This window comes from Roseovarius tibetensis, from assembly GCF_050896375.1.
GTDB classification, from domain to species: Bacteria; Pseudomonadota; Alphaproteobacteria; order Rhodobacterales; family Rhodobacteraceae; genus Roseovarius; species Roseovarius tibetensis.
This window is the reverse complement of sequence record NZ_JBPBBB010000013.1, coordinates 39,899-61,534: the sequence shown is the minus strand read 5'-3', so window position 1 is coordinate 61,534 and position 21,636 is coordinate 39,899. Positions and strand designations below refer to the sequence as shown.

The 21,636-nt window shown below is 66.7% G+C and carries 23 protein-coding genes and 1 tRNA gene; 6 read left to right on the top strand and 18 right to left on the bottom strand.

Features of this window, described 5'->3' with window-relative positions; translation table 11 throughout:
* Positions 1-5: 5 nt before the first annotated feature.
* From ACROSR_RS10720 to ACROSR_RS10690, 7 genes are all read right to left on the bottom strand, one after another.
* On the bottom strand, positions 6-1,319 hold the full coding sequence (locus ACROSR_RS10720) for a M16 family metallopeptidase (RefSeq protein WP_432684836.1): 1,314 nt from the start codon (positions 1,317-1,319) through the stop codon (positions 6-8).
* A complete protein-coding gene (locus tag ACROSR_RS10715) occupies positions 1,316-2,656 on the bottom strand; it encodes a M16 family metallopeptidase (protein ID WP_432684834.1) in 1,341 nt (446 codons plus the stop codon). Before ACROSR_RS10715 ends, ACROSR_RS10720 begins: the two co-directional genes overlap by 4 nt.
* Before the next feature lie 131 nt (positions 2,657-2,787).
* The gene (locus ACROSR_RS10710) at positions 2,788-3,318 is read right to left on the bottom strand and encodes a DUF3035 domain-containing protein (protein WP_432684832.1); all 531 of its coding nucleotides are present in this window, start codon (positions 3,316-3,318) and stop codon (positions 2,788-2,790) included.
* 50 nt (positions 3,319-3,368) lie between these two features.
* Positions 3,369-3,839 (bottom strand): signal peptidase II, encoded by a 471-nt coding sequence (gene lspA, locus ACROSR_RS10705; RefSeq protein ID WP_432684830.1) that lies wholly within the window; start codon positions 3,837-3,839, stop codon positions 3,369-3,371.
* 7 nt (positions 3,840-3,846) lie between these two features.
* Complete coding sequence (gene purH / locus ACROSR_RS10700) at positions 3,847-5,436, bottom strand: bifunctional phosphoribosylaminoimidazolecarboxamide formyltransferase/IMP cyclohydrolase (RefSeq protein WP_432684828.1); 1,590 nt, start codon at positions 5,434-5,436, stop codon at positions 3,847-3,849.
* 33 nt (positions 5,437-5,469) lie between these two features.
* A complete protein-coding gene (locus ACROSR_RS10695) occupies positions 5,470-7,212 on the bottom strand; it encodes a heparinase II/III family protein (protein WP_432684826.1) in 1,743 nt (580 codons plus the stop codon).
* A gap of 70 nt (positions 7,213-7,282) precedes the next feature.
* Complete coding sequence (locus ACROSR_RS10690; protein ID WP_432684824.1) at positions 7,283-8,557, bottom strand: RsmB/NOP family class I SAM-dependent RNA methyltransferase; 1,275 nt, start codon at positions 8,555-8,557, stop codon at positions 7,283-7,285.
* Between the two features lie 68 nt (positions 8,558-8,625).
* On the opposite strand from ACROSR_RS10690, the gene ACROSR_RS10685 reads away from it, so the two are divergent.
* The gene (locus tag ACROSR_RS10685) at positions 8,626-8,823 is read left to right on the top strand and encodes a DUF1674 domain-containing protein (RefSeq protein ID WP_432684822.1); all 198 of its coding nucleotides are present in this window, start codon (positions 8,626-8,628) and stop codon (positions 8,821-8,823) included.
* A gap of 36 nt (positions 8,824-8,859) precedes the next feature.
* Here ACROSR_RS10685 and ACROSR_RS10680 read toward each other — a convergent pair whose 3' ends face one another.
* Together ACROSR_RS10680 and dapB are read right to left on the bottom strand one after the other, a co-directional pair.
* The gene (locus tag ACROSR_RS10680; protein ID WP_432684820.1) at positions 8,860-9,183 is read right to left on the bottom strand and encodes a dihydrodipicolinate reductase; all 324 of its coding nucleotides are present in this window, start codon (positions 9,181-9,183) and stop codon (positions 8,860-8,862) included.
* A gap of 84 nt (positions 9,184-9,267) precedes the next feature.
* Positions 9,268-10,086 carry a 4-hydroxy-tetrahydrodipicolinate reductase gene (gene dapB / locus ACROSR_RS10675; RefSeq protein WP_432684818.1) on the bottom strand — a complete coding sequence of 273 codons (819 nt, stop codon included), beginning with the start codon at positions 10,084-10,086 and terminating at the stop codon, positions 9,268-9,270.
* Positions 10,087-10,214: 128 nt separating this feature from the next.
* On the opposite strand from dapB, the gene ACROSR_RS10670 reads away from it, so the two are divergent.
* Both ACROSR_RS10670 and ACROSR_RS10665 read left to right on the top strand, forming a co-directional pair.
* Entirely contained in the window at positions 10,215-10,634 is a 420-nt protein-coding gene (locus tag ACROSR_RS10670; RefSeq protein WP_432684816.1) for a protein tyrosine phosphatase family protein, read from the top strand.
* Positions 10,631-11,353, top strand: coding sequence for a 2-dehydro-3-deoxygalactonokinase (locus ACROSR_RS10665; RefSeq protein ID WP_432684814.1), 723 nt, complete (start codon positions 10,631-10,633; stop codon positions 11,351-11,353). The genes ACROSR_RS10670 and ACROSR_RS10665 overlap by 4 nt, the downstream gene beginning before the upstream one ends.
* Before the next feature lie 244 nt (positions 11,354-11,597).
* Here the strand turns inward: ACROSR_RS10665 and dtd are convergent, their stop codons facing one another.
* The gene (gene dtd / locus ACROSR_RS10660) at positions 11,598-12,059 is read right to left on the bottom strand and encodes a D-aminoacyl-tRNA deacylase (RefSeq protein ID WP_432684812.1); all 462 of its coding nucleotides are present in this window, start codon (positions 12,057-12,059) and stop codon (positions 11,598-11,600) included.
* A gap of 94 nt (positions 12,060-12,153) precedes the next feature.
* Here dtd and ACROSR_RS10655 point away from each other — a divergent pair, with 94 nt between their 5' ends.
* Positions 12,154-12,570: an Hsp20/alpha crystallin family protein gene (locus ACROSR_RS10655; protein ID WP_432684810.1), complete on the top strand. Its 417-nt coding sequence runs from the start codon at positions 12,154-12,156 to the stop codon at positions 12,568-12,570.
* A 139-nt stretch (positions 12,571-12,709) separates the two neighbouring features.
* Here the strand turns inward: ACROSR_RS10655 and ACROSR_RS10650 are convergent, their stop codons facing one another.
* The 8 genes from ACROSR_RS10650 to lipB all read right to left on the bottom strand — a co-directional run bounded on the left by ACROSR_RS10650 (position 12,710) and on the right by lipB (position 20,001).
* Positions 12,710-13,831: a TFIIB-type zinc ribbon-containing protein gene (locus tag ACROSR_RS10650; protein WP_432684808.1), complete on the bottom strand. Its 1,122-nt coding sequence runs from the start codon at positions 13,829-13,831 to the stop codon at positions 12,710-12,712.
* Between the two features lie 7 nt (positions 13,832-13,838).
* Entirely contained in the window at positions 13,839-14,261 is a 423-nt protein-coding gene (locus tag ACROSR_RS10645) for a hypothetical protein (protein ID WP_432684806.1), read from the bottom strand.
* A gap of 4 nt (positions 14,262-14,265) precedes the next feature.
* A complete protein-coding gene (locus ACROSR_RS10640; protein WP_432684804.1) occupies positions 14,266-15,390 on the bottom strand; it encodes an SPFH domain-containing protein in 1,125 nt (374 codons plus the stop codon).
* 27 nt (positions 15,391-15,417) lie between these two features.
* Positions 15,418-16,341 (bottom strand): DUF2927 domain-containing protein, encoded by a 924-nt coding sequence (locus ACROSR_RS10635; RefSeq protein WP_432684802.1) that lies wholly within the window; start codon positions 16,339-16,341, stop codon positions 15,418-15,420.
* Between the two features lie 34 nt (positions 16,342-16,375).
* Positions 16,376-17,575, bottom strand: coding sequence for a toxic anion resistance protein (locus tag ACROSR_RS10630; protein WP_432684800.1), 1,200 nt, complete (start codon positions 17,573-17,575; stop codon positions 16,376-16,378).
* A 12-nt stretch (positions 17,576-17,587) separates the two neighbouring features.
* Complete coding sequence (locus tag ACROSR_RS10625) at positions 17,588-18,484, bottom strand: 5-bromo-4-chloroindolyl phosphate hydrolysis family protein (RefSeq protein WP_432684798.1); 897 nt, start codon at positions 18,482-18,484, stop codon at positions 17,588-17,590.
* 354 nt (positions 18,485-18,838) lie between these two features.
* Entirely contained in the window at positions 18,839-19,228 is a 390-nt protein-coding gene (locus ACROSR_RS10620; protein WP_432684796.1) for a c-type cytochrome, read from the bottom strand.
* 65 nt (positions 19,229-19,293) lie between these two features.
* Positions 19,294-20,001, bottom strand: a complete 708-nt coding sequence (gene lipB / locus ACROSR_RS10615) for a lipoyl(octanoyl) transferase LipB (RefSeq protein WP_432684794.1) — start codon at positions 19,999-20,001, stop codon at positions 19,294-19,296.
* Between the two features lie 78 nt (positions 20,002-20,079).
* Between lipB and ACROSR_RS10610 the strand changes: the two genes are divergently transcribed.
* Together ACROSR_RS10610 and ACROSR_RS10605 are read left to right on the top strand one after the other, a co-directional pair.
* A complete protein-coding gene (locus ACROSR_RS10610; protein WP_432684792.1) occupies positions 20,080-21,423 on the top strand; it encodes a peptidoglycan-binding domain-containing protein in 1,344 nt (447 codons plus the stop codon).
* A 104-nt stretch (positions 21,424-21,527) separates the two neighbouring features.
* A tRNA-Leu gene (locus ACROSR_RS10605) sits at positions 21,528-21,614 on the top strand.
* The last annotated feature ends 22 nt before the right edge of the window (positions 21,615-21,636 follow it).

Genomic DNA, 21,636 nt, shown 5'->3' with positions numbered 1-21,636 from the left:
TCCCCTCAATTCACGGTCTCGTCCAGCCCTTCGGGCTGCCCGACCACCACGAAGGTCAACCGCTCAGGGTCAAGACGGTCTTGCGCGACGCGGTTGATCTCCTCCAGCGTCACGGCCTCGACCATGTCGTTGCGGTTGACGATGTAGTCGGGCGACAGCCCGTCCATCTGCATGCCGACGGCGATATTGGCGATCTGCCCGTTTCCATCGAACCGCAAAGGGTACGCGCCGGTCAGGTATGTCTTGGCATCGCGCAATTCCTCTTCGCTGACCCCTTCGGTGCGAAGACGCATCCATTCATCGCGAGTGACCTTGATCGCCTCGGCCACGCGATCATTGGCCGACGACACCGACCCCGCCCAAAGTTGCGCCGCATCCTTGTCCGAAAGGTAGGAATACACGCCATAGGTCAGCCCGCGTTTTTCACGCACCTCGGTCACAAGACGGCTTTCGAACCCGCCGCCCCCAAGAATGTGGTTGAGAACGTAAGCGGCAAAGAAATCAGGGTCGTCACGGTCGACACCGGCCTGTGCAAACGCGGCGATGGATTGCGGCGTGTCGAACTCTGTCACGCGAACACCGCCGGGCAGGTTGAGATCGGCGGCGTCGGGCAGCGTCGCACCTTCCTGCGGCAGATCCCCCAGCAGCTTGTCCAGCAGCGGGCCAAGTTCCTCGGCGGTGATGTCGCCGACAGCACTGATATAGACCCGCTCGCGCGTCAGCGCGGTCTCGTGCGCGGCCACGATATCGGCGCGGGTCAGGCCCTCGACGCTGTCCATCGTGCCCTCAAGCGGACTGCCGTAAGGGTGATCGCCAAAGACCAACCGGTCAAACGCACGGCTGACAAGCTCGCGCGGATCGGTCTGCGCCGATCGCAGCCCAGATTGCACCTGCCCGCGCACGCGGTCGATGGCGGCCTCGTCGAAACGCGGCGCGACAAGGCTCGACCGCAACAACGCGACGGCCTCGTCCCGGTTCTCGGTCAGAACCCGTGCCGAGACAGAGACCGCGTCATCACTGACCCCGTAAGAGAATTTGGCCGCCAGCGAATCGCGCGCCTTTGCGAAGGCCTGCGCATCCAGATCGCCCGCGCCTTCCTCGAGAAGCCCGACCGTCAGGTTGGTCGCCCCACGCGCGTCAGGCGCGTCAAGCGACGCCCCGCCGCGGAATCGGATTTCCAGCGCGACGAACGGGATCGAGTGGTCCTCCACCAGCCAGGCGTCCAGACCGCCGGGTGTGGTCACCTCCTCGATCTCGATCTCCGCCTGCGCGGGAAGCGCGAAAAGCATCACGACTAGGCTCAGGACAAGATGTCTCATTGGGTCACCTCCGGGGCCATCAAGCGGCCCGTGACGGATTTGCGCGGGTCAAGCAGCCGGCGCGCGGCCTCCACGATCTGCTCTGACGTCGTCTCTTGCAACAGCTCGGGCCATGCCTGCACGTCCGCCACCGTCAACCCTTGGGTCAAGGCGCGGCCATACCTGTTCGCAAGGCCTGACGCATCGTCGCGCTCGTAGATTTCTTCGGCGCGCAATTGCATCTTGATGCGGTCCAGTTGTTCGGGGTCCGGCCCGGTCTCCAGGAACTCGATCAATACCTCGTCAAGCGCGGTCTCCGCCTGTTCCAGGGTCACGCCAGCCGCCGGCACCAGAACCAGATTGAACGTGGTCGCGTCCAGCGAGGTGGCGGAATACCACGCACCGACTTGCACCGCGATGCTGTCCTCGATCTGCAAACGCTGGTTGAGCACGGAGGTCTGGCCGCGGCCGAGAACCTGCGCCAGAAGATACAGCGCGGCGGCCTCGTCCTGCGCGCCGCTGTCACGCTCGGGCGCCAGATAGGACCGGCTGAGATAGGGCTGCGAGACACGCGCATCGCGCAGCATCAGACGCCGCTCGGCCAGTTGGGGCGGTTCTTCCGGCCGTGCGCGGGCGGGCATGTCCGCGTTGGCCGGAATAGCGCCGTAATGCGTCTGCGCCAGCGCACGCACCTCGTCGGGCGTCACGTCCCCGGCCACCACAAGAATCGCGTTGTTGGGGGCGTAATGCGTCTCGTAGAACGCCAGTGCCGCGTCGCGGTCCAGCCCCTCCATCTCGTGCCGCCAACCGATGATCGGCACGCCGTAGGGGTGGTTGAGATATTGCGTGGCGCGTTTCTGCTCGCGCAACAGCGCCGAGGGGCTGTTCTCGACGCGCTGATTGCGTTCCTCCAGGATCACGTCCCGTTCGGTCCGCACATCGGATTCCGCCAGGCGCAGGTTCACCATGCGGTCGGCCTCCATCCCCATCACGAGATCCAGCCTGTCCGCCGCGATCCGCTGAAAATACGCCGTATAATCGTAACTGGTAAAGGCATTGTCGGATCCGCCATTTCGCGCCACGGTGGACGAGAATTCGCCCGGTGCCATGGTGTCGGTCCCCTTGAACATCAGGTGTTCGAGAAAATGCGCGATGCCTGAGTGTCCTGGCGGTTCATCCGCCGCGCCGACGCGGTACCAGACCATGTGCGTGACGACCGGCGCGCGGTGATCCTCGACCACCACCACGTCCATTCCGTTTTCAAGCTGGAACGTGGTCACCTGATCCGATGCAACGGCGCCGCCGGACACGGAGAGCGAGACGGCAAGGGCGAATAGCCAGACGAAACATGTGCGCATTGAAAACTCCCGCATCGGTGCATGTGCTACATAAGACATACGGTGCCCCGGCCCGTTTTCAACGGTCCCGACCCGTTCGTCATGTCACATGTGTCCAGCCGGAACGATCCGTCACCCCGCCCGGCATCACGTCAGCGCGTGGGGGCAGGTGGGCTTGCCGGTGTCAGGATGCCCCGATTGCGCAGCCGCCGCTCTTCGGCATAGGCGTTCAGCCATTGCTGGCGGTACGCCTGGACATAATCGTCGCCCGGCAGGATACCCAGAATGTTCACCCGGCCGTGTCGACGACGGGTCTCTCGATCCTCTTCGGCCAGCGTCTGCCGAATCGCCTGCGTGCCGCCAAAACGCGTCGCATGACCGACAAGCGCGGCGTCGCGGGCATCCGGTGTGGCATCCGGTGCGGACCGGTTTCCGCCAAGCGCGGCGGCGCCATCGGCCAACGGGTTCTGATCTGTCCGGCTCGTGGCGCCCGGTACGGGCGCGGGCAGGCGCGACGGGTCCTCGGGCGGTTGCAGCGGCTTGCCCGGCAGAACCGAGAATTCGTCCGGCCCGTTGCCGGTATTGCCGATCCGGGTCAGTGTCACGTCCCCGTCACGCGCCGCACACCCCGCCACGATCGTGGCGGCCAGAAGGATCAGAACGCTTTTGCGCGGCATGCTCATCGCCACTCCTCTGCAACTTTCCCGGTGTTTAGCGCATTCCCGGTCCGAGGTCACGAGGGGTTTTTCCGCGCCGGGGCCAAAACCAGACCGAACGCCCCGGCGAACACCGCGATATCGGCCACATTGAACACATAAGGATTGTCCAGCCCGCAACATGACATGTTGAGAAAATCCGCCACCGCGCCGTAGATCACGCGGTCGATGACATTGCCAAGCGCCCCGCCCAGCAAAAGCCCGGCGGCGATCCTTTGCAACCGCCCCAACGGCTCGCGATGCACCCACCACAGGACCGCGCCAGAAATCAGCAACGCCACGCCGATCAGGATCCAACGGGTCAGCGGGGCGTCCCCCGCGAGGATCCCGAAGTTGATCCCGGTATTCCACGCCATGCGCAGGTTGAAATAGGGCGGCAACACGTCGATCCGCCCCAAAAGGCGCAGATCCATCACGTGCACGACGTAATATTTGGTCAGCTGGTCCAGAACGAAAAGGCAGGCCGCGGTCCAGTAGAACAGTCGCATGCGCGCCTCAGTGCCGGAAATGGCGCAGGCCGGTCAGCACCATGGCAAGCCCCGCCTCGTCTGCCGCCGCGATCACCTCGTCATCGCGCATCGAGCCGCCGGGATGGATGACCGCCGTCGCCCCGGCCTCGGCCGCCGCCATCAGACCGTCGGCAAAGGGAAAGAACGCGTCCGAGGCCACGACGCTGCCTTGCGTCAGCGGGGCAGGCAGCCCCAAGGTGTCGGCCATGTCCTGCGACTTTCGCGCGGCGATGCGGCAACTGTCGACGCGGCTCATCTGGCCGGCGCCGACGCCCACCGTCGCGCCGTCCTTGACGTAGACGATGGCGTTGGATTTCACGTGTTTCGCCACCTTCCAGGCAAACAGCATGTTCGCCATCTCGGCCTCGGTCGGGGTGCGGCTGCTGACGACCCGCAGATCGCTTGCATCTAGGCGGCCCGCATCCTTGTCCTGCACGAGGTACCCGCCCGAGACCTGCCGCACCATCCGCGCGGCCCGCGCGGGATCGGCCAGCCCGCCGGTCAATAGCAGGCGCAGGTTCTTCTTCTTGGCAAAAATACCCAAGGCCTTCTCGTCGGCACCGGGCGCAATCACCACCTCGGTGAAGATCCCCGCGATCTCTTCGGCGGTCTCGGCGTCCAGCGGCTGGTTGACGGCGATGATGCCACCGAAGGCACTGGTGCGGTCACAGTCGAACGCGGCCTTGTAGGCGTCGATCAGGCTGGCCCCGCGCGCCACGCCGCAGGGATTGGCATGTTTTATGATGGCACAGGCCGGGCCATCCGCGGGATCGAACTCGCTGACAAGTTCGAAGGCCGCGTCGGTGTCGTTGATGTTGTTGTAGCTGAGGTCCTTGCCCTGCACTTGCCGCGCGGTTGCGACACCGGGCCGGTCCGCGCCATCGACATAGAACGCCGCCCCCTGATGCGGGTTCTCGCCATAGCGCAGCGTCTGCGCCAGCGTTCCGGCAAAGGCGCGACGGCGTGGTGCGGCCTCGTCCAGCGCATCGGCCATCCACGTGCTGACCGACGCGTCGTAGGCGGCGGTCCGACCGTAAGCGGTCAGCGCCAGCCGCTGCCGGAACGCGTACGAGGTGTGACCGTCCTGCGCGTCAAGCTCGGCCAGCAGGGGCGCGTAATCCGCGACATCCACCACCACGTTCACGAAAGCGTGGTTCTTGGCCGCAGCCCGTATCATCGCGGGGCCGCCGATATCGATATTCTCGATTGCCGTGGCGTAATCCGCGCCCGCGGCCACGGTCGCCTCGAACGGATAGAGGTTGACCACCAGAAGGTCGATCGGTGCGATCCCGTGCGCGTCCATTGCCGCCACGTGTTCCGTGTTGTCGCGCAGCGCCAGCAGCCCGCCATGCACCATCGGATGCAGCGTCTTGACGCGCCCGTCCATCATCTCGGGAAAGCCCGTCACCTCGGCCACGTCCCGCACCGCAAGACCGGCCTCGCGCAAGCTGCGGGCGGTGCCGCCGGTCGAGACAAGCTCGACCCCGCGATCCGTCAGGGCGCGACCAAGGTCGACGAGTCCGGTCTTGTCGGAGACAGAGAGAAGGGCACGGGTCACGGGCGCGAGATCGGTCATATGGTGTCAGTCCTGCACAGGGCGGTTGTCGGTTCAATCAGTGGTCGCGGGCTCGGGCACGGTTTCGGCGACATCACGAATGCCGACCGGGGTGTCGTCCGCCTTGGCCAGTGACCATCTGATGCGGGTCGCATGGTCCAGCACATGACCGGACAGGACAATCTGTTCGGACACACGCGGGCTCAGCCGCGTCTTTTCAAGATAGACGCTTGGTTGCAAGGACAAAGCGGCCGGCCCGCCGGTCCTCAACACCCAGGTTTCGCCGCTGCGCAGCGTCACCGAGACGGCGTTCGCGCCGTCGTCCAACACGGTGTCCACCTCGGGGTGCAGATGAAACCGGATATCGAACGGTATCCCGTGCGGATAGCGGCCATGGCGCATGCGGTCGAAACGCTGCCGGTCGGCGTCCTCGACCGCGAGCAGCAGATCCTCGCCGACCAGCGCGCGCCCGTCCGCCGCCAGGTCCAGCTTGCGCACATGGGTCAGCCCATGACCGCGCAGATAGCCGTCATGCGCGCCTTCGAAGCGCACGCCTTGCGCGGTTTTCGACAGGTGCACAGGCACCTCGCGCGGCGCATCGCTCAGCCTGTCGGAGTGGCGCGGATCATGGCTCAGCCGCGCGCTCGACCCGGCGTCGAGCACAAGGGCCGAATGCGACGGCGTGGCGCGCCCCGCACGCCGCCATTCCGCCCCGAACCGCGCGCCGGACCCGCAATTGACGATCAGCGGGCGTCGCCCCGAGGTCAGCTCGAAGGCCAGCGTCGAGGCATGCGCTCCGGCCGAGGCCGCGCCAAGGGGCGGGATGGCGGCATCGACGATCACGCTAGTGCGGCCCGCGCCCAGCCGGGCGAACCCCATGGCCAGCCCATCCGATCTGCGCGACTTGACACCGCTGGTTGCAAGCGCGCTGTCCAGCCGCCCGGCAAGACCGCGCCCGCCGCCATGGAACCGCGCCAGCCCGCCATCGGCATGGCGCAGCGTGCGCAGCGTGGGGGCGACACGCTCTACGGCGCGCCAATGCGCGTCCTCGACGGGGTGCCCCGCATCGCTGAGGGCCTGCGCCGCCCATGTCAGCAGCGTGAACACCTCCAGCAATTCCTCGGGATTGCGTGTCGGGATGCCGCCGCCATCATCGATCTGCCGCGCGCATTCGCGCGCCAACGCCGCGCGTCCGGTGGCGATCACGTCCTCCATTCCGGCCAGCGACACGCCCGCTTGTATCAACCCCGTCAGCGCCTCGAAGGTGGGCAGCCCCGGCCCCGCTGCCGGCCATCTGCGCCGCAGGAACGTCGTCTGCCGGGCAAGCGCGCGATGATAGCGCCGCCGTGCCACGGGGGGCTGACCGCGCAACAGGAACTCGGCATGCGCCATCCAGCGGATCAGGCGCCGCCCGGTCAGGTCCGGTGTCCATCCCGGACCGCTGCCCGCGCCATGGCGCGCGATCCACTGCCAGACCCACGCCTGCGCGCGCGCTTGCGCCGCCATGTCGGCCACGGCGGCCAGATCATCGAGCCAGCCGAAGCCATGCAATTCGGCGGCAAAGCCCGCATCCGGCGGGACGATATCCCAGATCGACGTGGTCGGCATCTCCACGAGATGGCCCGCGATGACGAAGCGGCCGGCACAGATCTGGCGTCCCCGCACCGCGCAGCCGATGCTGCGCGGTTCCGGTGGCGCGGTGAACACCGCCGTCGCACGGCTCAGCGCCGCGCGGCGCGCGGCGATGCGATTTCTCGCGCGCGTCCATCGCGCTGACAGGGTTTCACGGTTGAACATGTACCTCGACACGGGCCTCGCGACGTCTGTCCCAAGCATAGACGAGCCGCGGCGCAGCGTCATTGACTGATTATGCGTCCGTGTTCCGCAGGCAGGCGATGTAGAAACCGTCCATCCCGCCCAGATCGGCCCAGTGATCGGGCCGCAGGCGCAAACCGCCCTCCTCGGTGATCCAGCCCGCGTCGACCCCCGGCAGATCAAGCGCCGCGCGGTCCACGGTCAGGCCCGGATGCCGCACAAGCGCGGCGTCCACCTGACATTCCCCCTCGTCGGGCAGCAGCGAGCATGTGCAGAACACCAGCCGCCCACCGGGTCGCAACAGCGTCAAAGCATGGTCTATCATCGCCGCCTGCAGCTCGATGAGCGCGCCGAATTCCGTGCCGTCCTTGGCGTGCGGAAGGTCGGGATGACGGCGGATCGTGCCGGTGGCCGAACAGGGCGCGTCGCACAGGATCGCGTCATACTGGCCGCGATGCTCCAGCGCATCCCCGACAACGCATTCCGCCGTCAGCCCGGTGCGCGCAAGGTTTTCGGTCACACGCGCCATGCGCCGTTCGGACAGGTCAAGCGCCGTGACCTGCGCGCCCATGGACGCCAGTTGCAGGGTCTTGCCCCCCGGTGCCGCGCACAGATCCAGCACCCGCTCGCCCTGTTGCGGGGCCAGCACCTGCACCGGCAGGGCCGCGGCGGCATCCTGCACCCACCATGCGCCTGCCTCGAATCCCGGCAGTGTCGAGACCTGCGGCGCATCGAACACGCGCACCGATCCGGTCGGCAGCACCGTGCCCCCCAACCGTTCGGCCCATGCGCCAGCCTCTGATTTCACCGTCAGATCCAGCGGCGCACCGGCAAAATGCGCGCGTTCCATCGCGGCGACCGGGCCCTTGCCCCAGGCCTCGACCAGGGGCGCGCGCAGCCAGCCCGGCAGGGCGGGCTGGCGCAGGTCATTCCATTTGCGCGGCGCCTCGTCGACGATCTTGCGCAGCACCGCGTTGACGAGCCCCTTCAGGCGGTTATGGCGTGGATGCGCGCCGACGATCTTGACCGCTTCGTTGACGACACCATGCGCGTCCCCGCCGAGAGCAAGCTCGACCGTTGCCGCGCGCAACACGTTGCGAACGGGCAACGGCGGCGGCTTGCGCAGGTGCTTCGCAAGAAGGCGATCCGCGCGATCCAGCCCGCGCAGCGTGTCACCGGCCAGCCGTTGAGCCCGCGCCCGGTCCGCCGGGGGCAACGCCTGAACCGCGCCACCTGCCAGCAGATCGGACATCAGGCGTCCTTCCCCCAGCACCTGATCCAGAAGGTGGACCGCGGTGGCGCGCGGGCTCGAAGCAGGCTTTTTCATCGGCAGATCCTTGGCGAAGACGCAGGCACGGGATATATCAATGGTCAAGGCCAGAGGAAAGATCGATCATGAGCAACGACGATGCAATAACCGACGACATGTCCGACCTGCCACCCGCCGCACGCCGTGCGCTTGCCGAGGCCGAGGAACGCCGCAAGATGGCGGCCAAGCGTGAGATGCCGGTCGAACTTGGCGGTCGCCGCGAAGGTCTTGACCCCGCCCGTTATGGCGACTGGGAAATAAAGGGACGGGCGATCGATTTCTGATCGCCCGTCACCTCGCGTTTTCGGATCTGGATCAACTTAGCGCAGATAGAGATCCGCGTGACGGCCCTGCCCCTGGTCGGACGTGAACCGCACGGTGTTGCCCTTCAGTTCCACAGATTGGCAATTGGCGCCCAGATCCATGTCGCCCCAGTAAAGGTCGCGACAGAAATAGGACCCGTCCCACCGCCACGCGCCGGTCACGGCGCTGCCAAAGGCGCGGCCCTTGATGTCGCCATCAGGGGTCACATTGACGTTGATCCCGAACCGCGAGAGATCGCGATCCTTGATCAGGGACACGAATTGCGACCGGTCCGTGATCTGGCTGAATCCTTCGGCCGCGACCGGCGCGGCCAGGGTCATTGAAATGACGAAAGTTGCAATGGCTCGCATGACGTTTGCTCCGGTATAAGGTTTACAAACATACGTTGCGGGGGCTCGTCCGGATCAGTTATCGCCCAGCCCGAGCACGTCGAGCATGTCATGACTGCCCGGCCGTCGCCCCTGCCCCCACAGGGCGGCCTTGAGCGCGCCCCGCGCAAAGATCGCCCGGTCGGTCGCCACGTGACGCAGCACGATGCGCTCGCCGGCGGCGGCGAAGATCACGTCATGCTCGCCCACGATATCGCCGCCCCGAATGGCGGAAAACCCGATATGGCCGCGTTCGCGCTTGCCGGTCATGCCGTCGCGTGCGGCGTCGCGCACGGCGCTCAGCGTCACGCCGCGCCCGTCCGCCGCCGCCTCGCCCAGCATCAGCGCGGTGCCCGAGGGCGCATCGACCTTCTGGTTGTGATGCGCCTCGACGATCTCGATGTCGAAATCCGCGTCAAGCGCGGCGGCCACCCGTTTTGTCAGTTGCGTCAGCAGGTTCACGCCAAGCGACATGTTGCCGGCGCGCACGATCACCGCATGACGCGCGGCCGCCTCCAGCTTCTTCAGCTGGGCATCGTCGAATCCCGTGGTGCCGATGACATGAACGACACGGGCCTGCGCGGTCAGCGTCGCCATCTCGACGGTCGCCGCAGGCGTCGTGAAATCGATCACGGCATGGGCCCTGGCCACGATTTCCAGCGGATCGTCGGTCACGGTGATCCCGATATCGGCTCCCCCCATGGCGGCCCCGACATCGCGCCCGATCCAGTCATGACCGGGCCGCTCAATCGCGCCGATCAGGCGGGCGCGCGGGCTTTCGGCCACCGTCTGGACCAGCATGCGCCCCATGCGGCCCGACGCCCCGGTGATCACGATACCCGGCAGATCGCTCATGGCTGTGGCCCTTCCCCTTCGGTTCGGGTTTGCATAGCGCGCGGATCTCCGGGCGGCAAGCCGACCGCATCCTTGATCTTTCACGCGATTCGCGATCATACGGGACCAGAGTTTGGCAAGGAGGCCCCATGGACCCGCGCAGGATCACCGACGATTTCTTCGTCTCGCCGCAGATCACACCCGATGACATGCCCGCAGTCAAGGCCGCCGGATTCCGGTCCATCCTGTGCAATCGTCCGGATAACGAGGACCCCGGCCAGCCCGGCTATGACGAGGTGGCGCAGGCCGCCGGCGCGGCGGATCTCGAAATCCGGGCGGTGCCCATCGTCTCGGGGCAAATGACCGACGCGGACACCGAGGCGTTTCGCGATGCCGTCACGGCCCTGCCCAAGCCCATCCTCGCCTATTGCCGCAGCGGTACGCGGTGCACGGTGATGTGGAGTCTGACGCATATCGACGCGCTTGGCGGGGATGCGGTCCTGCGCGCCACCGCCGATGCGGGGTATGACATGTCGGGCCTTGTCGCCCAGATCAATCGCCGGACATGACCGCCTGGGCGCTTGTCGGCCATGACGGGCAGCGGGGGCGGGCCTTCGCCCTGCGGGGCGCGTCGCTGGTGAACTCTGCAACCGGGCCCGATGCGGCGACGGCCCTGGCGGCGCTCGGCCCGACGCCGGATCGCATCCTGCGTATCGGCGACGGTCCGCCGGACGCGGTGCCCGCCCCGCTTCTGCCGGACATGCCGGGACCGGGATTGGCGGGGCTGACGCAGCAGGCGCCCCCCGACGTGATCGACGGGTGGGTGCGCCTGCTCTTGCTGGGGATGACACGGGACCAACCGGATTGGGACGGCGTGGCCTGTGTGCTGGCCGGCGACATCCGCCATTGGGTGCATCTCAGCGCGGGCGAGGCCGTGAGTTGCCAAAGTTTTCTCACGCCGCGCCTTGCCATGACGCTCGGCGCCACGACCCCGCTGGATACCGACGCGCTGGCCGACACCCTGAGCCGTCCCGAACGGCTGGCCACGCATCTGCGCAGCGCCGAGGTCACCGGCAACACAGCCGCCCTGTCGGGGCATCTGATCGGCGCCGAACTGGCGGCAGCGCGTCCCTACTGGCTGGGCCAGAACGTGGCAGTGATCGCCCCCGAAGGTGCGGAGTCGGGTGTGGCCGATGCGCTTGAGAGACAGGGCGTCCCGACACAGGTGCATGACCCCGAAGGTTTGCTTGCCCCGGCCTTCGCGGCGCTTGCGACGTGGATGGGGTGAAGCCGCGCCGGATTTGGGTGTGATTGGCCTTGAGCGGACGGTAGGAGTACAGCCCGTGCGGAATCAAGCCCGAAGGGCGCCGCGCATCGCCGGGCCGCCCCCCGGCACGGCGATTTGGCTTCAACCTGCGCAAGGCTCTGATCTTTTTCTGATCTGTCTGGGATAAAGCGCTGCTGAATTCACGCCGGATCGCCGCACCGCGGCCCGCCGATGCGCGGCTCGTCACAAGATTTCCAACGTACACTCAAGCCGAAATCCGCCCGTGAGCCTCAGCCCACATCCAGATCGTGACCGGGCCGTCATTGACCAAAGACACCGCCATGTCCGCCCCGAAGCGCCCTGTTTCGACAGCAATGCCAAGCGCGGCGATCCGGTCCACGAACAGGTCATAAAGCCGACGCCCGTCATCGGGGGATGCGGCGGCGGAAAAGCCGGGGCGATTGCCCCGCGTCGTATCAGCGGCCAGGGTGAACTGGCTGATGACCAGCGCCGTGCCGCCCGTATCGAGGATAGAGCGGTTCATCCGGCCCGTCGCATCCGCGAAGATGCGCAGCTTGGCGATCCGTGCAGCCAGCCGGTCGACCTCGGGCTGCGTATCGTCTTGCATGGCACAGACAAAAATCAGAAGGCCCGGCCCGCAGCGACCGACCGTCGTCCCCTCGACCGAGACCGAGGCTTCGGTGACACGCTGAAGAAGGGCTCGCATCGAATACCTTGTGTGCCTTTGACAGGGGTTAAGGTCGGCGTCGTGATGCAAGGTTAATACGTTTTCATCTGCAACGCCAACGAGGGGGGCAAGGATGATCGAAAAATCGAATATGACCGGATTCTGGCCGCAGCTTTACGAGCCGCTTCGCAATTTCGGCACGCGGATGGCGGAATGGATGGCACCGGCCTCGGACGCGTCATCGGACGACGGCGCGTACCGGATCACGATGGAGCTGCCCGGCGTCGAGGAAAAGGATATCGACCTGTCGGTGCATGACGGGATGGTCACGGTAAAGGGCGAGAAGACCGCCGAGCGCGAAGAGACAGGCGAAACCTGGTTCTTCACCGAACGCCAGTACGGCGCGTTCAGCCGATCGTTCCGCCTGCCGGCCGATGCCGATGGCGACAACGTCGAGGCCAAGCTGAAGGATGGCGTCCTGAGCATGACGATCCCGAAACGCGACACCCCCGACCCAAGCGGTCGCAAGGTGGATATCAAGCGCGGCTGATCCCCGCGCTCACCCGCGCGGGTCGTGGATCCCGAGCAGCGCCGCGCGACGGGTGCGGAAACGGTTTACGGGGTCGTCGGGATGGGCGATGGCGACATGCGGCGCGGCGCAAATCACCATGGCCGCGCCTCGGGCCGGGTCAGAACCCGCCCTGTTCAAGCGCCACGACATACCCCAGCCCCGCGGCCAAAAGCACGCCAAGCCCGACCGCCGCCGCGATTTTCCACGCCGACCACGGCCGTTCGCCCTGCACGCGTCCGGTGCGGGCATTGACCACGAAGCGATAGGTCTGACCGCGATACTTGTAGGCGGCCAGCCAGACCGGCAGCAGCACATGCTTGAACGTGACGCGGTCGAGCCTTGTGTCGATATCGTGGATGCGCTGCCGGTCGCCGCCGATGTCGAAGCGCACGTCGCGGGCGATCACCGCGTCCATCTTGCTGCGCGCCTGCACAAAAGCCTGCTCTATCGGTACGGAATAGCCTTCGGCGCGGAAACCGGCGAGGTATTCGGGCGCGTAAGGCTCCAACGCGGCCAGGTCCCACGGCTCCAGCCCGTCGGTGAACGCCTTTGGCAGCGCGGTCGAGGCGAGCACCAGCACGTCATCGAAGGCCCGCGAGACCCGGCCCGAGACACCGCGCCAGCGGACCTTGGGCACGCGGACCGTCTGGCGCTTGCCGTCGCGCATGACGGTGCGGGTGACGTAATACACCGTGCCGCGCTCGCCGCGGTAATCGGATTCGGTGGCGGCGTCGAAGGTCCAGTAGGGCACGTAGATCCCCTGCATCCGCCGTCCCTTGCGCGCATAGGCCTGCAACCCGTTCGGCGCGAACCACAGGCGGCCCAGCCAATCGGTCATCGCCCGCTGCGCCGCGCCCTCGTCCAGCGCAAAGGGCAACAGCGCGCGCGGCTTGATGTGGCGGTGCGGGCCGGTGCCCGTGACCACGGGCGAGGCGCAGAACGGGCATTCGGTGGCGTGGGTATCGGTGCCAAGCTCCACCTGCGCGCCGCAGCTAGTGCAGGACGTGACGCGGGTCTCTTCCATCTCTTGCGCGGGCAACTGGTCGCGCAAGGCTTTGGCGAAGTCCAGCTCGCGGATGCCGCCCTGCCACGGGCCTCCGGTGTCGATCCCGGCAATGTCGCCACAGTGATCGCAGACCAGGTGATGCGCGCCAGGATCATAGCGGTAATCCGCGCCGCACGCCGCGCAGGGAAAGCGATGCGTGGACACGGCCGGCGCGAGGGGCGGTGTTTCGGTCATCGTTTGTTCAGAGGATGTGATGGATCGCGCGCGGCGTGATCCGCCGCAACGCGCCGTCGCCGAGGGCCGTGTGCCGCCAAAGGTTGAAGACCGCATGCAGCGCCACCGCCGCCAACAGCGCCAGAAGCAGAGTTCGCGCCGCGGGGCCGGGCATAGGCAGGCCGACGGTTTCCGCGACGAGCGCCACGGCCCCCCAAGCCAGCAGCAGGTAAAGCCCGCGATGCAGCCACGGATGCGCCGCACGCACGGGGCCTTTAAGCTTCGGCCCCGGCCCGTTCATCAGCCCGAAGACCAGCGCCGCTGCGCACATCGTCAGCGCCGTGGCAGCATAGACCAGCGCCAGCCACGCAGTCGTCCCGCCATCGCCCAGTACGAACAGCAAGAGCAAAAGGTTCAGCCAGTGCAGCGTGAAGGTGACGTGTCGGCGCATCGGCTCAGGCCCCCGGCGGCGGCGGCGGCATGACGGTGAATAGCTGCGCCAGCTCGGTCACGTCCTCGGCGCGCTTCCAGCCGTCCTGACCGGCGGTCCAGACATGGGTCTCGCGTGTCAGGCCGCCTTCGGTCACCATGCGGCCCATGCGCGCCTTGGAGTAGGGGCCGTGCGTCTGCCCGTTCTCGGCGATGTGCCAGACATGCTCGACCGGGGGCGGGGGTGGCGGGGGGACAACGCCGTCGGGGCGCGCACCCCATGGGCCCTGCCCGGTGCCCTGCCCTGCCATCTGCTGCGCCATTGCCATGCCCATCCCCATGCCAAGCCCCGCGCCGATGCCGCCGCCACCCGACGGGTTCTTGGCCGCCGCCGTCATCGCCTCGGCGGTGGAATACTGCGTGAACTTGCCCAGATCGCCCGCCAAGCCCATTGAGGTGCGCTTGTCGAGGGCCTGTTCGACCGCCGGCGGCAGCGAAATGTTCTCGATATAGAATTCGGGGATTTCCAGCCCGTACTCGGCGACCACCGCCGAGATCTCTGCGGCCACCAGCTTGCCCAGGTCGCGGGTGTTGGCGGCCATGTCGAGCACCGGGATACCCGACCCGGCGATGATCCGGCTGAACGCCTGAACAATGATGTTGCGGATCTGAAAGCTGATCTCGTCCATGGTGAACTCGCCATCCGTGCCGACGATCTCGGACAGGAACTTTGCGGGGTCGCTGATGCGTGCGGTATAGGTGCCATAGGCACGGATGCGGGTCGGGCCGAATTCCGGGTCGCGCAGCATGATCGGGTTCTTGGTGCCCCATTTCAGATCGGTAAAGCGCGTCGTGGCAACAAAGTAGATTTCCGACTTGAAGGGCGAGCGAAAGCCGTGATCCCAGTGCTGCAGCGATGTCATCACCGGCATGTTGTTGGTTTCCAGCATGTAGAGACCGGGGGTAAAGACATCGGCCAATCGCCCCTCGTGGACGAACACCGCCGCCTGCCCCTCGCGCACCGTCAGCTTGGCGCCGTACTTGATCTCGTGGCCCTCACGCTCGAACCGCCAGACCATGGTGTCGCGGGTGCCAGCGGTCCAGTGGATGACGTCGATGAACTGGCCGGAGAGGAAATCGAAGATGGGCATCGGGAAAAACTCCTGTGATCGGCGAGGTCACGCCGGCCCGACGCCGCGTCTGTCGAGCAGACGGCGCAGGATCGGGCGGGCCTCGTCCGGGGTCATGCCGGGCCGCAGGGCGGGATCGTAGAGCAGCTCCAGCAGGATCTCGTCATGGCGGGTGAGCAGGGCGAATTCCTCGTCATCGTTGAAAATCGAGGGACGCGCGGCGGGGCTGTCATTGGCAAGGCCCAAGCCCTGGGCCAGTTCCTCGTGGACGCAGGCGCGGCGCATCAGGGCGGGATGCTCGGCCCGGATCCAGGCGATGGCGCCGGTATAGGCATAGGGATCATCGCTGCCGGAGAAAGCCACCACGAGGCAATGGATGGTGCGCGGCATGAAACGGAAAACCCCCAGCGTGGCGTTGTCCAGACCCGGCGCGATATCGCGAATGCGGGCCAGGCCCTCGGCGCGGTCATCCTCGCCAAGGACGAGCACGTGAAAATTGGGGTTGAACGCGCTCGCGCGGATCGGATGGCGCGTAATCCGTGACAGGCGGCTGGCATAGCGCTGTACCATGGCGCGGTCGCTGGCGCGCTGATCCTGGGGGACCGAGGCGCCGAACCCCACCTTCATGCGCACAGGCCCGATCCATTTGCGCAAGCCCCCCGCGCGGCCCGAGGACGGGCGATATCCCCCGCCTTCCGCGTATTCATCGTAGAACACGATGCGTTCAAAATTCCGGAGGATCTGGGTGTCGGTAAACGGCGTGTCCGCCCCGCCGCCATCGGTGCGCAAGAGATCGCGGTCGCGCAGGTCGCGCTCGATCCGGGTGTAGTAGGCGGCAAGGGCGCGGCTTTGCGGCGAGGGGTCGGGATCTGTCGGGACAGCGAGGTCCGCGGGGCGCGCCGCCGGGCGTGGCACCTCGTCGGGCGCGGGCATCTCGCAGGCGGACAGGCCCAGCAACGCGAGGCCCGCCATCCATGCCCTGCACCCGACCGACCGCATCTGCGCCTCAGGCCTTGCGGTCGGCGGGTCCGGTGGTATCGCCTGTGCCGCCGCGTCCCGCCTTGGCCGCGGCGAGTGTATCGCGCAGCTCGGCCTCCATCTTTTGCAGGTCCTCTTCGGCGCGGGCGCGCTTGGCCTTGCCTTCGTCGGCGATCTGCAGGCTTTCCTGGATCGTGCCGATGAGATCGGCATTGGCCTTTTTCACGGCCTCGATGTCGAACACGCCGCGCTCGATCTCCTGCCGGATCGCCTTGTTGCTGTCGCGCAGGTTCTTTGCGTTGGCGGTCAGCAATTCGTTGGTCAGGTCATTGGCGCCGCGCACCGCCTCGGCGGCCTCGGCAGAACGCTGGATGGTGACCGCCTGCGCCAGCTGCGTCTCCCACAGGGGCACGGTGTTGACGAGGGTCGAGTTGATCTTGGTCACCAGAGACTTGTCGTTTTCCTGCACCAGCCGGATCGAGGGCAGCGACTGCATCGTCACCTGACGCGTCAGTTTCAGATCGTGCACCCGGCGTTCCAGATCGTCGCGCGCCGCCCTCAGGTCGCGCAGCTCCTGCGCCGTCATCACCTGGTCACTTTCAGGGGTGGTCAGGATCTCGGCCTCCTTGGCGGGGATCTCGGTCTCGTCGAGATCCTTCAGCCGGGCCTCGCCCGCCGCGATGTAGAGCGCCAGTTCGTCGTAGAAGGCCAGCGTCTTTTCATAGAGCTTGTCGAGCGATTTGATGTCCTTGAGCAGCGTGTGCTCGTGGCCCAGCAGGTCCTCGGTGATCCGGTCGATCTGGCCCTGCACCTCTTCGAAACGGGCGCTGAATTTGGCGATCGGGGCGGCGCGGCCCAGCAGTTTTTCCCACCAGGACCGGTCGCGGCGCAGGTCCAGCTCCGAGACCGAGAAGCCGCGGATCGTGGTCACGATCCCGCGCAGGGAATCGCCGGCCGGGCCGACATCCTTGTTGCGCACGCCCTGCAGCATGGATTGCGAGATTTCCTGCAACTCGGCCTGCGCCTTGGCCCCGAAGGACACGATCGACTGGGTGTCGGTCATGTCGATCTCGGCCAGACGGCGGTTGATCGCGGCGCGTTGCGTTGCGTCGGCCTGATCGAGCGACAGGGAGGTGTCGGCCTCGGACGGTTCGGGCAGGGTGCTGCGGCTCACGGTTTCGACATCCGCGTGCGCGGCCTCGGCCTGACGGCGTGTGGTCTCTGACATGGCATGTCCTTTCTACGCGGGATCCGGTGTTTCAAGATGAACGCCCTCGCGCTCCAGACGTTCCCGCAGCACCTCGATCTCTATATCGAGATCGGTGCTGCTATCGGCCATCAGCGCGCGGGTCTTGGCGGTAAAATTGCGTTCGAGATCCGACAGCAGCACGAGAAATTTGTCGCGGGCCTCGGGGTTGGGGGCGCGGGTGGCGAGATCGGCATATTTCACCGCCGCGTCGCGCGCACCCATCAGGTAGACGCCCAGATACTTGCGCGCCGCGGTCAGGTCGCGCGGATCGTTCTCGACGGTGCGCAGCATGTCGCGCACGGTGACCTGGAACTGCTCCAGCCGCGCCTCGAGCGCGCGGTCGCCGACCCGGCGGATAGCCGTCGACATGGCGGCGAGATAATCCTCGGCCTGATCGACCACGCGGGCGACGCGGCTGCTCTGGAAGCTGTCGATGTCGCCGGCATGCTTGTCATGCAGCGGATCGATCCCGAAGGCCAGCACGTGCAGCCCGGCCCCCGCAACCGCAAAGATCACCGGCGCGAGCAGGCCACCGGCCGCGGCCCCGGCGAGGCCAAGCCCGGCCCCCGTGCACAGCGTGGCGAGGATCTTGCGCGGCACGGGCGGACGTCGCGCGATCCGGCGGGCGTCATAGGCCTCTTCGGCGCGCAGCCCCTCGCGTGTCAGCCACGCGCCAAGCAGCAACAGCCCAAGCGCCGCGAGGTTGAGCGCGAGGTCGACCGGGCCGGAGGTGAACGCCCGGACCGCCAGAGGCAGCGGCACGAAGAACAGCAGGTTGACGCGCCCGCCCACGCGGGTGCGCCGCGCCCCGCGATACCCGCCGGTCTGCGGCGGGTGGGCCGTCCCGTCGGTATCGGGGCTGTATTGGCCACCGTAGCGACGCGCCATCAGCCGCCCCCCGTCGCGGCGACGAACAGGATCAGCGCGACCAACAGGAAGAACGCCAGTTTCCGTAGTCCCGTCCCACTCATGACGCTCCCACCGTTGGTTTCATTCGGCTCTGAGAGTAAGCCATGGGGCGCGGGCACGCTAGGGGGAAGATGACGGTCGTCACGCACCGTCACGCGCGTCGGATTACGAGTATTTATGGAAAGATGAATGAGGCAAGGCCGGGGTTTCAAGGCGCTGAGGCCGGATTCACCCAGGCACCGCCGGAGGCGAGAGGAGCCGGCGCAGGCCGGCCCACCTCACCGCCCGGTCCGGCGCGCACCCCGAACTGCCGGACCGCGGGGCGACAGTCGGTCAGTCGGAGAATGTCGCGAGATAGGCCGCCACGTCCTCGGACCCGCTGCGCAGTTTGAACGTCATCTTCGAGCGGCTGCCGAGGAACTCGGACGGGTCGGTGGTGTATTCGGCAAGGCGTTCCTGGGTCCAGACTTCGCCCGCCTCGGCCTTTTCTTTCAGGCCGTCGGAATACCTGAAATCCTCGACGCTGCCCATCGTGCGCCCGATCACGCCGTATAGATTGGGGCCGACGCGGCCGCCGCGCACGATGGTCTCGTCCTCGGAGGCGATCATGTGGCAGGCCTTGCACTGGTTGAAGGTCTTCTCGCCCTTGGCGGCGTCCCCTTCGGCATGGGCGGGCATGGCAAATGCCAGAAGCGTTGCGGATGCGGCGATCGAGAATTTCATGGGTGACCTCTATTACAGTTGAATGACATGCGCCGACACTACCGCGATTGCCGGGGCTTGCAAGATCAACTTTGCCGCGACGCCGAGGCGGGCCCGAAGACCGGATCGAAAGACCGTCGGAGCGCCACGTCGAGATCGGCCATGGTGACGGGCAGTCCGAGATCGACCAGGCTCGTGACACCGTGGTCGGTGATACCGCAGGGCACGATGCCGGAAAAATGGCTGAGGTCCGGCTCGACATTGATCGAGATCCCGTGGAAGCTGACCCATTTGCGCAGGCGGACACCGATCGCCGCGATCTTTTCCTCGGGGGCCTGCCCCGACGCGGTCAGCGGCTTGTCGGCGCGTGCCACCCAGACGCCGACGCGGCCCTCGCGGATCTCGCCGGTGACGTTGAATTCGGCGAGGGTGGCGATCACCCACGCCTCGAGCTGCTGCACGAAGCGGCGCACGTCCCGGCCGCGCCGACCCACATCGAGCATCACGTAGACCACCCGCTGGCCGGGGCCATGGTAGGTATATTGCCCGCCGCGCCGCGTCACATGGACCGGGAACCGGTCCGGATCGGTGAGATCGGCGGCCTTGGCCGAGGTGCCGGCGGTGTAGAGCGGCGGATGCTCCAGCATCCAGATCGCCTCGGCCGCATCACCGGCTGCGATTCGCGCGGCGCGGCTCTCCATCATCGCGGCAGCCTCGGGATAGGGCACGAGATCGGCGGAGACATGCCATTCCACACCATTTTGATCCGTTTCGACTTGGGTTTCGGGGGTCATGGCCGAACTCGATGCGCGAGAGAGGGGAAGTTGTGATATGCTTGTGTCAGGTCAGCATTTGATTACGGGAGATGACACATGGTTACAAAGAAAATTCTCATGGCGGTTCTGGCCGCGACAGTGACCCTGCCGGCAGGCCGGGCGGCCGCGGATTTCAAGGACGGGCTGGTGGGTGGCCTCGTGGGCGGGGCCGTCAGCGGCATCATCGTCAACGAAAGCGCCAAGGCCCGCGAGCGCAAGCGCAGCACGGTGACGCGCACCGCCCCGACCCGGACCTATCGTACACCGGTCAATTCGGTAGAGCGTCAGCAGGTGCGCGAGACGCAGACCGCGCTCAATTACTTCGGGTTTCCCGCAGGCACGCCGGATGGCATTCGCGGGCGCAACACGCGCAATGCCGCATCGCAGTTCCAGGCGCATATGGGATATCCCGCGTCGGGTTACCTGGCCGATTACGAGCGGCAGTTCCTGATCAGTTCGTATTACCGTGCGCAAAGCGGCGGGGCCGCGACCGCGCAGTTGATCGCGCAGCGCGGCATGGGCACGCGCGGCCTGTTGCACGCTTACCGCGACGAGGCGGCGGGTGTGCCGACATATGCCGCGACGCAGGTACCCGTTCAGCCCCGGCAGCAGCAGGGGCAGTCGCCGGTAATGGCGGCGGTTCCAGAGTCGGCCCGCGCCCCCGCCACCGAGGACGAGCTGCAAGACGGCGCGCTACCGAACTTCATGGCCGCGGGCGGGGACGGGCCATCGCTGGCCTCGCATTGCAACCAGATCAGCCTGATCACCAACTCCAATGGCGGGTTCGTGACCGAGGCCTCGCTGAACGATCCGCGATTCGCGCTGAATGAACAGTTCTGCATCGCCCGCACCTACGCCATCGCCGAAGGCGAAACGATGGCGTCCTCGCTGAAGGGCATGGCGGACGACCAGCTGGAGGAGCAATGCCGCGCGTTCGGCCCGGCCATGCGCGACCATGTGGCTGCGGTGTCGCTGAGCCCCCGTGACGAGGTCATCAGCGATGTGCGCGGCTTCGTCCTGCAATCCGGGCAATCGCCCGCGCAACTGGCCGGCACCGCCAAGGTCTGCCTGTCGGTGGGGTACCGGATCGATGACATGAACGTCGCGCTCGGCTCGGCCCTGCTGCTGACCGCGCTTGGCGAGGAACCTTACGGCGAACTTCTGGGGCATCACCTCAACGAGGGGTTCGGCACGACGCGGCGCCCAGATCTGGCACTGGCGTGGTATGACGGGGCCGTCACGGCATTGGAAAACGGGGCAGAGCCTGTCTTTGCACCCGGAAATGCGGGGCGCCACGGGCTGATCCGCAAGGCGGCGTTCAGATCGCAGGGCACGAAGGCCCGAACGACACCTGAAACCGTGCAACCGGCCTCAAGCCTGCCGACCTTCGCGCTGGAGTGAGCAAGGCCGCGCGAACAGGATGGAAGAAAAGCATGAGGGGGCCGTGTTTTTGCCCCTTCACAAGCCTGCGAACTTTGCCTATACGACCGGCAGTCTGATCACGTGCGGTCGTGGCGGAATTGGTAGACGCGCAGCGTTGAGGTCGCTGTGGGGTAAAACCCGTGGAAGTTCGAGTCTTCTCGACCGCACCATCTCACCCGATCGAGGCTGTCA